The 12983-nt window shown below is 63.6% G+C and carries 15 protein-coding genes and 2 pseudogenes; all 17 read right to left on the reverse strand.

Annotated elements, in window-relative coordinates:
• Positions 1 to 2 precede the first annotated feature (2 nt).
• On the reverse strand, positions 3 to 551 hold the full coding sequence (locus AC07RV_RS30850; RefSeq protein ID WP_444852537.1) for an integrating conjugative element protein: 549 nt from the start codon (positions 549 to 551) through the stop codon (positions 3 to 5).
• Entirely contained in the window at positions 548 to 1153 is a 606-nt protein-coding gene (locus tag AC07RV_RS30855) for a transglycosylase SLT domain-containing protein (protein ID WP_106685111.1), read from the reverse strand. The genes AC07RV_RS30850 and AC07RV_RS30855 overlap by 4 nt, the downstream gene beginning before the upstream one ends.
• Positions 1135 to 1872, reverse strand: a complete 738-nt coding sequence (locus tag AC07RV_RS30860) for a TIGR03759 family integrating conjugative element protein (protein ID WP_106685112.1) — start codon at positions 1870 to 1872, stop codon at positions 1135 to 1137. The genes AC07RV_RS30855 and AC07RV_RS30860 overlap by 19 nt, the downstream gene beginning before the upstream one ends.
• A 14-nt stretch (positions 1873 to 1886) precedes the next feature.
• The gene (locus AC07RV_RS30865) at positions 1887 to 2522 is read right to left on the reverse strand and encodes a hypothetical protein (RefSeq protein ID WP_444852536.1); all 636 of its coding nucleotides are present in this window, start codon (positions 2520 to 2522) and stop codon (positions 1887 to 1889) included.
• On the reverse strand, positions 2519 to 3097 hold the full coding sequence (gene pilL2, locus AC07RV_RS30870) for a PFGI-1 class ICE element type IV pilus protein PilL2 (protein WP_077565967.1): 579 nt from the start codon (positions 3095 to 3097) through the stop codon (positions 2519 to 2521). Before pilL2 ends, AC07RV_RS30865 begins: the two co-directional genes overlap by 4 nt.
• Before the next feature lie 219 nt (positions 3098 to 3316).
• A pseudogene (gene arsH, locus AC07RV_RS30875) lies at positions 3317 to 4040 on the reverse strand (arsenical resistance protein ArsH).
• A complete protein-coding gene (gene arsC / locus AC07RV_RS30880; RefSeq protein ID WP_077565969.1) occupies positions 4033 to 4455 on the reverse strand; it encodes an arsenate reductase (glutaredoxin) in 423 nt (140 codons plus the stop codon). Before arsC ends, arsH begins: the two are co-directional and overlap by 8 nt.
• Before the next feature lie 14 nt (positions 4456 to 4469).
• Positions 4470 to 4649, reverse strand: coding sequence for a hypothetical protein (locus tag AC07RV_RS30885; protein WP_077565971.1), 180 nt, complete (start codon positions 4647 to 4649; stop codon positions 4470 to 4472).
• Between the two features lie 56 nt (positions 4650 to 4705).
• A complete protein-coding gene (locus AC07RV_RS30890) occupies positions 4706 to 5587 on the reverse strand; it encodes an arsenite methyltransferase (RefSeq protein ID WP_492714886.1) in 882 nt (293 codons plus the stop codon).
• A 50-nt stretch (positions 5588 to 5637) separates the two neighbouring features.
• Positions 5638 to 6000: pseudogene (locus AC07RV_RS30895) on the reverse strand (arsenic resistance protein); the annotation flags it as partial.
• 81 nt (positions 6001 to 6081) lie between these two features.
• The gene (locus AC07RV_RS30900) at positions 6082 to 7860 is read right to left on the reverse strand and encodes a hypothetical protein (protein WP_444852535.1); all 1779 of its coding nucleotides are present in this window, start codon (positions 7858 to 7860) and stop codon (positions 6082 to 6084) included.
• Positions 7861 to 7880: 20 nt separating this feature from the next.
• Positions 7881 to 8108, reverse strand: coding sequence for a hypothetical protein (locus tag AC07RV_RS30905; RefSeq protein ID WP_444852534.1), 228 nt, complete (start codon positions 8106 to 8108; stop codon positions 7881 to 7883).
• Entirely contained in the window at positions 8098 to 8904 is an 807-nt protein-coding gene (locus AC07RV_RS30910) for an ATP-binding protein (protein WP_444852533.1), read from the reverse strand. The genes AC07RV_RS30905 and AC07RV_RS30910 overlap by 11 nt, the downstream gene beginning before the upstream one ends.
• Positions 8898 to 10949 carry a hypothetical protein gene (locus tag AC07RV_RS30915; RefSeq protein ID WP_444852532.1) on the reverse strand — a complete coding sequence of 684 codons (2052 nt, stop codon included), beginning with the start codon at positions 10947 to 10949 and terminating at the stop codon, positions 8898 to 8900. Before AC07RV_RS30915 ends, AC07RV_RS30910 begins: the two co-directional genes overlap by 7 nt.
• A gap of 160 nt (positions 10950 to 11109) precedes the next feature.
• On the reverse strand, positions 11110 to 11544 hold the full coding sequence (locus AC07RV_RS30920) for a ubiquitination-like system serine protease family protein (protein ID WP_374726535.1): 435 nt from the start codon (positions 11542 to 11544) through the stop codon (positions 11110 to 11112).
• A complete protein-coding gene (locus AC07RV_RS30925) occupies positions 11544 to 12713 on the reverse strand; it encodes a ThiF family adenylyltransferase (protein ID WP_204735887.1) in 1170 nt (389 codons plus the stop codon). Before AC07RV_RS30925 ends, AC07RV_RS30920 begins: the two co-directional genes overlap by 1 nt.
• A complete protein-coding gene (locus tag AC07RV_RS30930) occupies positions 12688 to 12957 on the reverse strand; it encodes a multiubiquitin domain-containing protein (protein ID WP_204735888.1) in 270 nt (89 codons plus the stop codon). Before AC07RV_RS30930 ends, AC07RV_RS30925 begins: the two co-directional genes overlap by 26 nt.
• Between the last annotated feature and the right edge of the window lie 26 nt (positions 12958 to 12983).

The raw sequence follows: 12983 nt of genomic DNA on the forward strand, positions 1-12983 counted from the left end.
CTTCATTGCTCGATGCCGGTGGCTGTGATCAGCACCGGGTAATGCCGCAGACCCAGGCGCTCGGCCAGGTCGTCACCGGCCACAGGCGCAAGGGGGACGCCGGGCACCAGGGCACGCAGCCGTGCCAGGCCCTGCATGGTCTCGACGTTAACCACCAGGCCCACCGCGCCGCGCTCGCGCAGCGAGGCCGCCTGACGACGAAGCCAGGCGTGAGAAGCCTCGTCGTCGCCGACGACCACGAAAGGCCGCAGACCCGGTGCCTCGATCACGCGCCGCGCGACGGTGCCAGGCGTGAGCTTGGCGCTGCGCACCGGCAACATCGCGGCCTCGCCCATGGGCGTGACGGGCACCGGGAGCATCGGGATGGGCGGTTGGGCCGGGGCATCGGCGCGCGGCTGAAGGTTCAGAGCCTCGTAGTACGGCAGCGCCGACGTGCCGCCACGGTCTTCGACCACAATCAGCGGCTCTCCGGCACGCGAGGCCAGCGGCAGAGCCGCCAGCAGCACGAGCAGGCCCTTCAGTGTGAGATTGGCCAGAGGGAACTTCGTCATGGGGATGTCTCCTGGTGCGCGGCGAGGGCTGCGGCGGTTGGGCGCGTACCCTGCACACGGGCAAGGTGGCGCGACACGCTGCGCCGATAGCGGGCGGCAGGTTCTCCACCCGCAGGACGGTGGTAGCGACCGATTGCCAGTAACCAGTCCTCGCCAGATGTGTGCTGCTCCTTCAGGATTTCAGCGGCGATGGCGAGGTTGCTGTATGGGTTGAGCAGGTCGCACGGGCTGGCGTAGCGCTGCTGGTGGTAGCCGAGGTTGATCTGGCCCAGGCCCGCGTCGATGCGTGTGTGCGGCGTGGAGTGCATTGCCTGCTGCAAACCGGCGCAGGCGTCGGCACGGGTGGCGAAGCGGTGCGACTGGCCGGCGACGTTGAGCGACCACGGCCACGGGACGATGCGCCCGTTGCGGCGGATGCCGCTCTCCTGCAAGGCCACCGCGTAGAGCACCGTCGAGGGAATGCCCGCGCGCTGGGCCGCAAGTTGATAGGCCGGTGGCGGAATCTCTTGGGCATGGGCGGCGCAGGCGCACAGGCCCGCCGCGAGCACCAGTGCGCGCAAGCACTGCGAAACGGAGGTGGCCGCTACGGCTGGCGCTGCCATTGACCGTTCACCTCGCGCACGACTGCTGGAAGGTCTCCGGGCAAGCTCAGCGACAGCCACCGCCCGCCATCATGGTTGAGCGTGATGCCACCGCTGCGCACGCGCGCCGGATCGACGTTCGCACGCTTGGCCCAGTCGCGGATGCGCGTGTCGTCTTGGCGGCTGCCGACCATGTACAGGTCGAACTCGGTGCCGGAGGATTGCAGGCGCTGCACAAGCTGTCCGCAGGCCGCGCAGCCGTCCTTGACGAATACTGCCGTGCGGCCTGAACCGCGCAAGGGGTTGGCGCTTGTGGCGGCGCCGGGCTTGTCGTCAGGCAGGTTCACCCGCTGCATGCCGGGATTCAGGCGCTGCCAGGCCTCGTCGTAGGCACGTTGGTAGGCGAGCAGCTTCTCGACGCGGCGCGCTTCGACCTGCACCTGCAGCTCGGCGTAGCGGTGCCGTTCCTCGTCGGTGCGCGCCTCGATGCCCAGGGCGGACAGCGGGTCCAGGTTGGGCGAGTAGATGCCCAGCGGCCCGTCCATCAGTTCGCGGTAGCGCGCCCACTCCTGCGGTTGCAGGCCCCATTCGCTTGTCACCCGGTCGTCCAGGGCGTGGGCGATCAGCGAGCGCTCCTGACTGTGCGCATTGCCGGCGGGAGCCGTGGCCGGCTGCTGCGCCCCGGCGGGCAACTGGGCAGACGCGAGCAGAAGCGCGGAAAGGATGATGGCTGGCTTCATGTCGTGTCCTCAGCTCAAGGGATCGCCACGCGACGGGTCTGGTCGCCGGTCTGGAACACGGCGGTGCTGCCCTCGACCGCCTGCAAGCGCCACGAGCCGATCGCATCGCCTGGAAGCAGCACCTGAAGCTGGTCGGGCGTGAAGTCCCCGCTGCTCGGCGCGACGGACAGGCTGCGCTGGCCGGCGCGAAGTTCGGCGCCGACAATGCGGAACGGCAGTGGCGGCGGCTCGGGCTTGGCGGTGACGGGTTGGCTCGGGGAGCGCCGCTGGGCTGGCGTTGTGGCACGCGGGGTGGTCTGGCGTGCCCTGATCTGCTCGACCTCCTTGCGCAGCGCCAGAACGTCGTCGGCAGTGGCATGACCGCCCATCGTCTGCTCGATTTGGGCGATGCGTGCCTCCAGCGCTTGGCGGGTGTCCTGCAGGCCTGCGGCGGTGGCGGCTGCGGGCTGCTGCTGCATGGTCGCGGCCAGCCCGGCTACCTGGGCTTCGAGGCGTTGCAGCCGGGTGTCGAGCCGCTGCTGGTCGGCCTGATCGTTTATCGCCTGGTGGCCCCGAAGTGCGAAGACACTGAGGCCAATCAGCCAAAGCCACAGCAGGCTCTGCACCACCACGGTGAAGGTCGGGCGCCGGAGAGACTGCGTGGGGTTCATGGCTGGCCTCCCGAAATGGAAGGAGGCAGCGGGAACGTCTGCGCCGCTTCGGCGGCGGGCAGCCCGGGAACCGGCTCGGTGCCTGCATCGCGACCGGGCTGCTCGAAGCAGACCTGCCGTGTCCGGTCATCTGCGTGCACTTCCCAGGCCGGGCCGGCCAGGGTGAGCAGCGCATCGCGCAAGGTCATGGGGCCGAGATGTAGATGCGCCGCTGGCAGCGGCAGCGCGTACAGCGCGGTCACCGCGTGCGCGGTCTCGCAAAGCTGGTAGCCGCTGCGCTTGAGTACATGCCGCAGCCCGTCGCCGACCGTGGCACGGGCATCCTCGGGCATAGACACGTCGATGGTCTGCAACAGCAAGTCACGCTGCGCCGCCGAGGGTGCCAGCTCGACCAGCGTGTAGCGGCCATAGCGCACGACGGGAATGAACTCAGAGGCCTCGGGTTCGGGAACGGAGGCGACTTCTTCTATGGCGTTTGGCACCAGTGGCGCGGTCGTGGTGGCGCAGCCGCTGGCTAGCGCTGCAGCCAGGAGACCAGCGCCGACCAGACGCCGGGATACTTGGATTGCGGGCATGACATCGGCTCTTCTGTTGCGATGCCGATACCTTGGCGGCGCGCCGCCGCACGGTCAGCCAGGAATGCGATCTGCGGGCTACCCGTTTTCAGAGGTACGCCCCTGACGCCAGCCGCATATCGTCAAGGCGGCACAAGAGGCGCAGCCGTTGTTGCGCATCACCAGCCGTGCATGGATCAGCCTGGGCTGCGCCTCAGCAAGGAGCCAACACATGAGTTCTCATATCGCCGCTTGATCGACCCGCCGGCTCAGGGCTTTGGCGCTTTCCTTGCGCTCGCTGTAGCGATCCACTAGATAGGGCGCCACATCGCGCGTGAGCAGCGAGAACTTCATCAGCTCTTCCATCACATCCACGATGCGGTCGTAATAGGCAGAGGGCTTCATGCGTCCTGCTTCATCAAACTCCTGGTATGCCTTGGCCACCGAGGACTGGTTGGGAATGGTCAGCATCCGCATCCAGCGGCCCAACACGCGCATCTGGTTGATGGCATTGAAGGATTGAGAACCGCCCGATACCTGCATCACCGCCAGCGTCTTGCCCTGAGTGGGGCGCACCGCGCCGATGGACAGTGGAATCCAGTCGATCTGCGTTTTCATCAGGCCGGTCATGGCGCCGTGGCGCTCAGGCGAACTCCACACCATGCTTTCGGCCCATTGCACCAGTTCGTGCAGTTCCCTGACCTTCGGGTGATCGTGAGGCGCATCGTCCACCAGCGGCAGGCCCGAGGGGTTGAACATTCGCGTTTCGCCACCGAGCGCACGCAGGATGCGCGCCGCTTCTTCGGCAGCCAGGCGGCTGAACGAGCGTTCGCGCAGTAGAGCCGTAGAGCAGCAGGAAGCGCGGCGCGTGGGTGGCACGCTCGGGCGCCATCAGCCGCTGGGCATCGGGTTGCTGGAACAGCGCGGTGCCGATATTGGGCAGGTCAACTCTGGATTCAGACACGGCGGCCTTCCGCATTCACGACGGCTTCGCCGTCTTCCTTGCTGAATGCACCGCGCTGCGGCTGGGGCAGGATGTCCAACACCGTCTCCGAAGGCCGGCACAGCATGGTGCCCAGCGGCGTGACCACGATGGGGCGGTTGATAAGAATGGGGTGCTGGAGCATGAATCCGATCAACTGCTCGTCGCTCCATTTCGGGTCATCGAGACCCAACTCGGCATAAGGCGTACCCTTTTCGCGCAGGACGGCACGTACCGGCACGCCCATGGCGGCGATCAGCGCTGTCAACGTGGCCCGGTCGGGCGGTGTCTTCAGGTACTCGATGACGACAGGCTCCTCGCCACTGTTACGGATCATGGCGAGCACGTTGCGCGATGTGCCGCAGGCGGGGTTGTGATAAATAGTGATTGGATTCATTGCTGTATGCCGACTCAGAAATTCGTAGGGTTGGGGATCTGTGTTCCAGTGGCCCAGGCGTATTCGATGGTTGCCAATATGCTGAGCAGCCCAAGCATGAGGTGGCCCAAGGCTGGGCCGCTCGGAACGTACAGCGCCATCCAAAGCGGCAGGTAGCGTTCGAATCGGCCCATAGGCGAGGCAGCGCGGGCCATGACACTCTCCAGCTCGCCAAGGCCCACAGGCGCTTTAGCACCCACGGGCCCTTCAGTCATGAGAGATGCGACGGCGTGGTGCCCGGCTTGATGGCTTCGATCGTGGCCGAGACGACGAAGTCGGTGACCTTGCGTCCCGGCGCCCAGTCCTCGATGAAGGTCTTCGACTCGTCTTTCGGCTGGATGCGGATCTGCTCGAATCCGGCGGCACGCATCATCGCCTCCAGGTCGGCAATCAGCGATGCGTTGCCCATGCACCCGGCAATGAGCGCGGCATCGTTGCGCATGTCCTCGGGCAGCGGGGCAGTCGCGACCACGTCGGAAATGGCCAGCCGCCCCCCGGCCTTGAGCACGCGGAAAGCCTCGCGGAACACCTGGGGCTTGTCGGGCGACAGGTTGATGACGCAATTGGAGATCACCACGTCGGCAACAGCATCGGCAATCGGCAGGTGCTCGATCTCGCCGAGGCGGAACTCCACGTTCCCGTACTGCCCCTTCAGGGCGTTGGCACGCGCCTTGGAGACCATCTCCGGGGTCATGTCAACGCCGATCACTTGGCCGCTAGGCCCGACCTCGCCAACGGCCAGGAAGCAGTCGAAGCCGCCGCCCGATCCCAGGTCGACGACTGTTTCGCCCGGCTTCAGTGCGGCAATGGCCTTGGGGTTGCCGCAGCCCAGGCCCATATCGGCGCCAGCAGGCGCCAGATCCAAGTCGGCCTGGCTGTAGCCCAGACGGGTGGAGATGAGCGTGTTGATGGCGCCATCGTCGCTGACGCCGCAGCAACTCGAAGCATTGCCGCTGCTTTGGCCCTTGTCGCTGGCCTGAGCCACCTGGGCATAGGCATTTCGCACGGTACGGCGATGCGCATCGTCACTCATTGGTGTCAACGATACGTTGGGCTGCGTCGCAGGGGTGCAGCAGGTATTCGGCTTGTCCATAGATGGGCTCCTTAGGTGAGAGGTTCCAGATACCCGTTTGCCGACATTCGTCATAACGCTGCAAAACGCACGCGCGTGCGGTTGGCAAAAGCCACCAGGGACAGCATCACTGGCACCTCGACCAGCACGCCAACCACGGTGGCCAGCGCCGCGCCCGAGTTCAGGCCAAACAGGCCAATAGCCACGGCCACCGCCAACTCGAAGAAGTTGGACGTACCGATCAGCGCGCAGGGCGCGGCAATCGGGTGCGGCAGACGCCAGGCCCAGGCCCAGGCATAACCCAGGGCGAAAATGGCGTAGGACTGGATCAGGATGGGCACGGCAATCAGCGCAATCAGCATGGGCTGGGCCAGGATCACCGGGCCCTGAAAGCCGAACAGCAGCACCACGGTCAGCAGCAGCCCGAGCATGGAAGCAGCGTTCGCCCAAGTGAATTTGACCCTACTTCTGCAAGCCATTTTGACCCTAGGTCGGATGGCCGCCTGGACCAGGCCCTATGGGCCGACCTGTTCCAGCAGTGATGGTGTCAAAACACCCTGCATGCGCTGAAAGGAGGGGTACCACTTCCTCAGCGCTGTGATCGCTTCCTTCGGCGTGCCGCCAAACACCTGCAGCTTGGCGCCGCACATGCGAGCAACGAACCCGTCGCCCGCCTCAAACACCCAAAACACCGGTTTCTTCCCTGGCAGACCCAGCAAGTTGAGCCGCCTGCAGGGCATGGCGCTGGGCTGCGCCGCCTGAGAGACTGTCCAACCGGCTTGAGGGAGCCAAGTCAAACATGGCCCCACGCACACGCTCAACACCGACTTCCATGTTTTGTCTAGCGCTTTCCTGAAAGCGTACTCCCGGGCGGACTTGTTGGGAAGGGGTAAGCTGGGCCAACCGACAGACGTAGGGTTGTTGGCCGCAGGGTGCCCAATGAACACCCAGTGGCCACCGGGCTGCTGAGCAGCGGACCAGTCGCAGGGCTCAATCGCTGGCGTCGCATCCTCCGGCAATATGTGATCCACACCTGCCCGTGCCTGAAAATGGGCTGAACGCCAGAGCTGGAGCAGGGTGAAGCCGGCCGCCTGGTATTCCAGCCAAATGTGTAAGGGAGAGTGCGGCGATATGGACGCTCCGCGCAATGTGAACGGACAGGCATAAAAGCCGGTGGGCCCCAACCCGCCGTACAGCGTATTGGCCTTGTCTGGCCCTGGAGGCCGGTAGGGCCAGCGTCGTTCGCGCGCCTGCGGCTCCACCTGTTGTGCCCACATCCACTCGGTCCATGCAGGAACCGCTTCGGGGTTGTGGTGCAGAAGTCGCTTCTCGTCACCGCTTGGCAGGAATTGGAATTGTTGACCCCAGCGATCGCCATGGCGAACTCCATGACTGCGCAGGTAGCGAGCGACTGACTTGTAGACATGGTTTGCTGGCGTTTCTGCCCAGTACGTGGGTCTGGGCGGCGCAGGGTGGTGACGCCGAATTTTCTTCGTTTGGAGGGGCAAATCGTATGTAGATGCGTGGCGGAATGACCGCCAGGCCGGGGGTGCTGCTTCGGCTTGGCAGGTCATGCACTTTGGGTATGCCAGCCCCAAGGCACTGGAGAGTTCCCACACCACGTGCGAGGTCAGCGCTTCGCGTGACAACGGGGCCAGCTCTCGCCATGCGGAGGATCTGACGACGCGCGACAACTGATCCAGCCATTGAACAACGGCGTCAAGTGCTTGTGTTTGGGGCGGGGTCAGGCGGGGAACACGACAGACCTCGGGTGTGAAGAAAGTGAACTGACCGCATGGGCAGCAAGCTCGAAGGTTCAGGTCGGCAGTCGTGAGCTTGTCGGGGAACGCGCGGCCACAGTGACAGCGCTCAAGCAGAGGGCGGTTGTGGATGGGGCAGTCCTGCAGCAGCCGAAGTGAAAACAGGGCAGAGTGATATCCCTCATCAAGGCAAGTCAGACAAACCCGAAAACCCTGGGCCACCAGCGGCCGCATCCACGAGGGCAGAGCGCCCAGGTGAGACCACCGAAAAACCTCCAGCGGCTCACCGAGCGCGTGCGCCAGCGCCTCGGTGTTGAAGGCGCACTTGGGGTTGTGCAGCGGGTGCAGGCGTCGACGGTGCTGGGGTGCTGTGAGGCTGGCGGGCCAGCCGGGCAGTTCTCCTGCCTTGTGCCCGTTCAGGGCGGCCACACGCATGAGGGTGTGCCACAGCGACGCGTAGGGTCTGATGCTGCCGCGGTACCAGGTCAGAGTGGCGATCAAACCGGCGGCCAACTCGGTCGCAGCATCGGTCATGGGCACAGTGAGGCCATGCATCACCCCGTCACCTTGGGTCGCAATTTGGGAGCGGCAGCCGACACAATGGCCATCAAGGGCTTGTGACCACTGTCGGCCACGATGGCCTGCCAGGACTCGGGCGCCGTGACGTCGTCCCACTCCGCGCCGCCGGCCAGCCGCAAGAGCACGTGCCGGCAGGCGTGTGCGACAGTCTTCATCGGGAAATCGAGGGGTCCAGCGTAGCGCTCAGGCAGTTCATCGACCATCGCGTTGAAGAGGGCGTCTGCCTGATGCTCCATGCGCTGGCCTGCGGCCCATGCTTTGGGTGCCAGGCCTGCGGAGTAGGAGATATCCGATCCTGGAGGCCAGCATGTGTTGTCGTAGCCGGCCATCACATAGGCCAGTTCCCTGGACGTTGCGCACCCCATGAAAAGGCTTGGACAAGAGCATGAAGCGGGCAGCAACATGGGCGCCACCGGACAAGGCCATTCCCATGGGTTCGTCGAAGAATTGCAGCGAGGCGACGGAAAAGACACACAGGCGGATGCGCTGTCTCTCCAGCGTGCTGTGCAGCTCCACCAGCCAGATCCACTCACGCTGGGTCATGGCCTGCGCCTCGTCAATGACCAGCACCAGAAAACGCCCCCGACCTTGAGCGGCCATGGCCATCCAGCGCTCGATGAGCATGTGCTGGCGGTCGAGTGGACTACGAACCGCGTGAGCCAGCGGATGTTGGCTGGCCTGCAGCAGATTCGCGTAGAACCGGCCCACCGACTGCGCCGTACCGGAATCGATGTGGCTCCAGACCACCATGGGTACAAATCCCCCGTGCCGCTCGGACAGCAGCCGCTGCAGCCAATGGTTGACTGCGCTGGATTTGCCGAACCGAGACGGGCCAAAAATGGTGGCACCGTCGGCCTGATCGTCCAGCCAACCGGCCATCGTATTGGCCATGTCATGGATGGCCAGTGTGAACAGCGAATAGTCGCGGGTCACGATGGGGTGCTCCGGCGCGATATGTGCCGGAACAAGTGCTGCGGCGGTCTGGGGTTCAATCACCACTGCTGGGCCGTTCTGGGTGGGGGGAGGGCGCTTGGCGGAGCGGGTCCAATGGCGACGGATGGTGTCGGCCGTTGAGGTCGCGCTGGCTCTGTCACTGGTTCAGGCGCTGGCGGCGCTGACCCTGCCTGGGCTGTGAGTGCGCTTCTGGCCAGCGACACCATGGATTGGCCGGCCTTCGACTCGGCGTGGCGCTGCAAGACGCGCCTGGCTTCAAGGTAGGCTGGGTGGGCGGGCAGTTTTTTGTCAGGCGAAGATTCCGCGTAATGCACCAACTCTTCGATGGCGTCGCAGTGGCTGGACAGGTGCAGCAGGCGCCGTTTGTGCAGTGCACGTATCGCTTGGCGGATGTATAGCGTGTGAGGTGTTTGATGCCAAGGCGGGGCCGCGCGCACGGTACCCAGGTACAGACCCTGTGCGTTTGAAACGCTGGCGTAGCGGGCATCGTCCTCATCCTCAATGTGGAGCCAGAGGTTCTTACCTATGAGGTCGGTGCGCAGGCACAGCCACTCGGCCGAATACCGGGCGTTGGCAAAGTTGAAATGGGGGCGCCGTCCGGTGGCAACACCTCCGAGCAGGGTGCACAACTTGCGCACGCCCACCATCCTGCGGACGGCACCGGGGTCCGCCACGCGCACGTGTGTTTCTCTCTGTGCGCACAACCACTCGAGCTGATCGAGTGGGCTGCGGTAGCCCAGGCCGCTGTGGGGTGTTGCGTTGTAGTTGGCGATGATGGTGTCGAGCAACTCAGCGGCGTACTCGAGTTGAAACTGCGTGGCTTGGGCTGCCGCGTCCGGATCGGCGCGCCGGACATCGTTTGGTGAGCCACCTGTGGTTGGCGACAGCCGATGAAACCCACCGTCGGCCAGCCGCCGAAAGAATGACTCGACAAAAGGACGGTCGTCCAAGCTGCGCCGGCTGGCGAACGTTGTGGTGTCTTGTGGTTTCAGAACCCGGGCGCCGACCACATCATGCATGGGCTGTTCGACGCGGTTGCAGATGTTGGCCAAGGCACCATCGACACTGAATTCGTCCCAACAGGCCCCCAGAAAACGAGGCGACCGATAGGAGGCAAAGCCAGCCTTGTCGACGTAGGCGTTGTCGCTGAACTGCAGGTCACGCGGGGTCCATGGCGAGAGTGCGTGTTTGACAGCGCGCAGCACGTCCTCGGCCGAGCACTCCCGGCGCAGGCTCAGGTGGTAGCCCAGCACCACGCGGGACGCCACTTCCATGATGACGACAACCCAAAGTCGATGGATCTTGCGCGGCTCGGTCCCGCCGTGAGGAGATGGGACCATCACCACCATGCGCGCATCCAGCTTGTGTGCGTCGCATTCAACTCTCCCAAAAGCCTGCAACCTTGGGCGCTCGACACCGTCACCTGCGCGGGCTTTGCGAACAGCGTTCTGGCCGCCCAGGATCTCGAGCTGGCGTTTGGGGTTCTGGGCAAGCACCTTGGAAATGAAGGTGTTGATCGTGACGTAGCCCAAGCGATCCACGTTGAACGGCCACTCCCCACGCTCTTCATTGCCGAGCTTGCGCAGCTCCTCGATGAACCAGCGAAACAGCGCTTGCCTGGGTTGCTTGGCCGTGGCCAGTGCGGGGCCCTTGAGGAGGATCTGCCGGCGAAAGCGGGCTTCAAGGTCTTGGCCGCCCGGTGAAGAAAAGATCCATTGGAGCGCGCCGGCCGCGCCTCCGCCCCATGGACTGATCACTGGAGGTGTTTCACGGGTGTAGGGTTTGATCCGCAGAAACGGCAATGCACCTCGCCAGCCCAGCAGCGTGCCGTCATCCTGCTGCTGCAGGCAGCGCTCGACGATGATGCGGTAGACGTTGCGCCTCTTCAGGCCGGTTTCCTGGAGCAGTTGAGCCTCGTTGGCCCCGCCCAGGTACAGCACGATGGCACGTTTGCGGTTGAGGAATTGCCGCTGCCTTGCTGGAGGCAACGCTGCCTCATCGACCTCGACCCATTGGGTGATGTCGACCTGTGGCGGCGCAGTGAAGTCACTGGCTGCCGTGCGCACTCCGACCCGTTGCCGTTTTGTCATTGCTGACCCCAGCACTGAAGGCAATCACGGGCGAAATTTACTTGAAATCGCCATCAAGGGCCAGTTTCTCTTGCAAGGGTCCCGTGAAATCGGCGCGAACGCCTCCCAGACTCGCCAGGGTGCGTATGGCCTCCAATTGCCAGTAAGCGACAGAACCCTACTACAAAAGCCGACGTAACCACTCAATAAAACGCGTCACCCAAGACGCCGACTGCGTAGTTTCTTCTCTGGGCTGATCCACCCTGGACTCTCTTTGTGCTTCCACTTCCACTGCGCGATGGTCGCCCGCCCGCACTCGCCTGATCTGCCCTTCGGACATGGCACTTGCCCATAGAACTTTTCCGGAGGTTATCCAATAGTGCGACCGACAGGGAAAGCTCCAGTTGCCAATGGACGGATGCAAAGACACAGTGGCTCCGTGATCGCTCAAGTGCCACTTCGCTGGATTCAGCGGCGTCACGACTTCCATGCCGCAGCCGCAGCAGCACAGATGTGTCGCTGTCCGATACTTCATGGAAATGTAGAGTCGGCCTCCTTCCAGACGAGCCGGAATGAAATCGACATACTCATGCTGAATGCGGTTCAGTCGAGCCATTACACTCCCTCAGCCACAATTTCGTTGGCGCTGATCGAGTAGCCGCATCGGTAGTCGTGACAACTATCGGCATAGAAGCCGACGAGCTTTTTGAAGCGAATAACGGCAATTGAGGCGGCCAAAGCGTTCAACTCCACGATCTGGATGTTCGTCGAGTATTCGTTTTCTGCGCCATTGCCATCTGCAAAGGAAATGTGAGGGCGGGCCTGATTCCTGGTCTGTGGCGTGCTCGTGACCACCCGGACGAGTCCCCTCAGTTGATCGTCATTGCGCAGCACACCCATGCCCGTCTCGATGAACGGTGTTCCCATCTGTTCCAGCGCAGCAACGATCTCACGCTTGGCCTGGCTGGAGTCCATGCACAGGAACACATAGTCGAACCCCTGCAACTCGCTGGCGTTTGAGCTGTCCAGAAAGCGGGGGTGGGCAACTATGCCGGCACGCATCTCGCCGTAGACACGCGCCCAGTACTGGACTTTCGTGCTGTGTGCTCTCAGGTCTCCGATGGACGCAGCACCCGGCGCACGGAACGCATTGTGTTGTTCAAACACATCGCCATCGAAAAGGTGGATCTCCGCGATACGAGTCTTGGCCAGGAAATCCAGAACATAGGCGCCCGTGCCGCCCAACCCGACGATGGCCACGCGAAGCCGGGCCAGCTTTTCGTTGAGGGCGCCAACGTTCACCCGGGCAGAAGCCGTGTCGATGTAGTTGAACAAGGTCTCTTCCTCGCCCGCCAAATGCACCGGATGCGTCATTGCCGTCACGGACGGATCGATCATCCGGGCTTCTCCACTGATGCGTTCGATATACGTCGTCATCTTGTGGTGGTAGTCGCGATAGTCGGCCTTGGCGGAAAACGTGAAGTCGGCCTGAATCCCGTCACCGAACGATTGGGCGGGGCTCCCATTTTCGATGGAGGTCATCTTTGCGCCGGTGCTCAGGCAAGGATGCTCCCCGGTCCAGTAGGTCACATGGGTTTCCGGCTTCTTGGTCGCGTCATCCGCCAGCTCCAGGCCGGAGATCAATATTCCACGCTTGATCTGCCGCTGTGCATTGGCGTAGGGAATGTCCTTGATGAGAAGGTACGCCCCTTTGCATTCGAGGTCGTAACCGTCCTGGCGCAGCCTTTGCAGGTCAGGACTACGAGCGATTGGTCGGCGTGACATCGAACTCCATCCCATCGTTGACCTTGACCGACTCGCCAGCCACCAGAGACCCCTTGGGCTTGCCCGAGTGACCCTTGGTGTACTGGATCGTGAAATCGACGCCATCCCCAGTGGGCGGGTTGTCGAATGACAGGGCGACGATTTCCGCAAAGGTCAGGAAGTCCTTCTCCACAACCTTCGCACGGCCGTTGAAGATGACGGTGACGTCCTTCTTGCCCGGAGATTTGTCTGCTGCTTCATTCATGATGAATTTGTCCTTGGGTTGATGCT

It is taken from the genome of Variovorax sp. GW821-FHT09B01 (genome assembly GCF_059418345.1).

Bases quoted from the DNA above. Each gene is read 5' to 3' on its own strand.
- AC07RV_RS30850 (WP_444852537.1), bottom strand. From the start codon at position 551: ATGACGAAGTTCCCTCTGGCCAATCTCACACTGAAGGGCCTGCTCGTG.
- AC07RV_RS30855 (WP_106685111.1), bottom strand. From the start codon at position 1,153: ATGGCAGCGCCAGCCGTAGCGGCCACCTCCGTTTCGCAGTGCTTGCGC.
- AC07RV_RS30860 (WP_106685112.1), bottom strand. From the start codon at position 1,872: ATGAAGCCAGCCATCATCCTTTCCGCGCTTCTGCTCGCGTCTGCCCAG.
- AC07RV_RS30865 (WP_444852536.1), bottom strand. From the start codon at position 2,522: ATGAACCCCACGCAGTCTCTCCGGCGCCCGACCTTCACCGTGGTGGTG.
- pilL2 (WP_077565967.1), bottom strand. From the start codon at position 3,097: ATGCCCGCAATCCAAGTATCCCGGCGTCTGGTCGGCGCTGGTCTCCTG.
- arsC (WP_077565969.1), bottom strand. From the start codon at position 4,455: ATGAATCCAATCACTATTTATCACAACCCCGCCTGCGGCACATCGCGC.
- AC07RV_RS30885 (WP_077565971.1), bottom strand. From the start codon at position 4,649: ATGGCCCGCGCTGCCTCGCCTATGGGCCGATTCGAACGCTACCTGCCG.
- AC07RV_RS30890 (WP_492714886.1), bottom strand. From the start codon at position 5,587: ATGGACAAGCCGAATACCTGCTGCACCCCTGCGACGCAGCCCAACGTA.
- AC07RV_RS30900 (WP_444852535.1), bottom strand. From the start codon at position 7,860: ATGACCGATGCTGCGACCGAGTTGGCCGCCGGTTTGATCGCCACTCTG.
- AC07RV_RS30905 (WP_444852534.1), bottom strand. From the start codon at position 8,108: ATGGTCGATGAACTGCCTGAGCGCTACGCTGGACCCCTCGATTTCCCG.
- AC07RV_RS30915 (WP_444852532.1), bottom strand. From the start codon at position 10,949: ATGACAAAACGGCAACGGGTCGGAGTGCGCACGGCAGCCAGTGACTTC.
- AC07RV_RS30920 (WP_374726535.1), bottom strand. From the start codon at position 11,544: ATGGCTCGACTGAACCGCATTCAGCATGAGTATGTCGATTTCATTCCG.
- AC07RV_RS30925 (WP_204735887.1), bottom strand. From the start codon at position 12,713: ATGTCACGCCGACCAATCGCTCGTAGTCCTGACCTGCAAAGGCTGCGC.
- AC07RV_RS30930 (WP_204735888.1), bottom strand. From the start codon at position 12,957: ATGAATGAAGCAGCAGACAAATCTCCGGGCAAGAAGGACGTCACCGTC.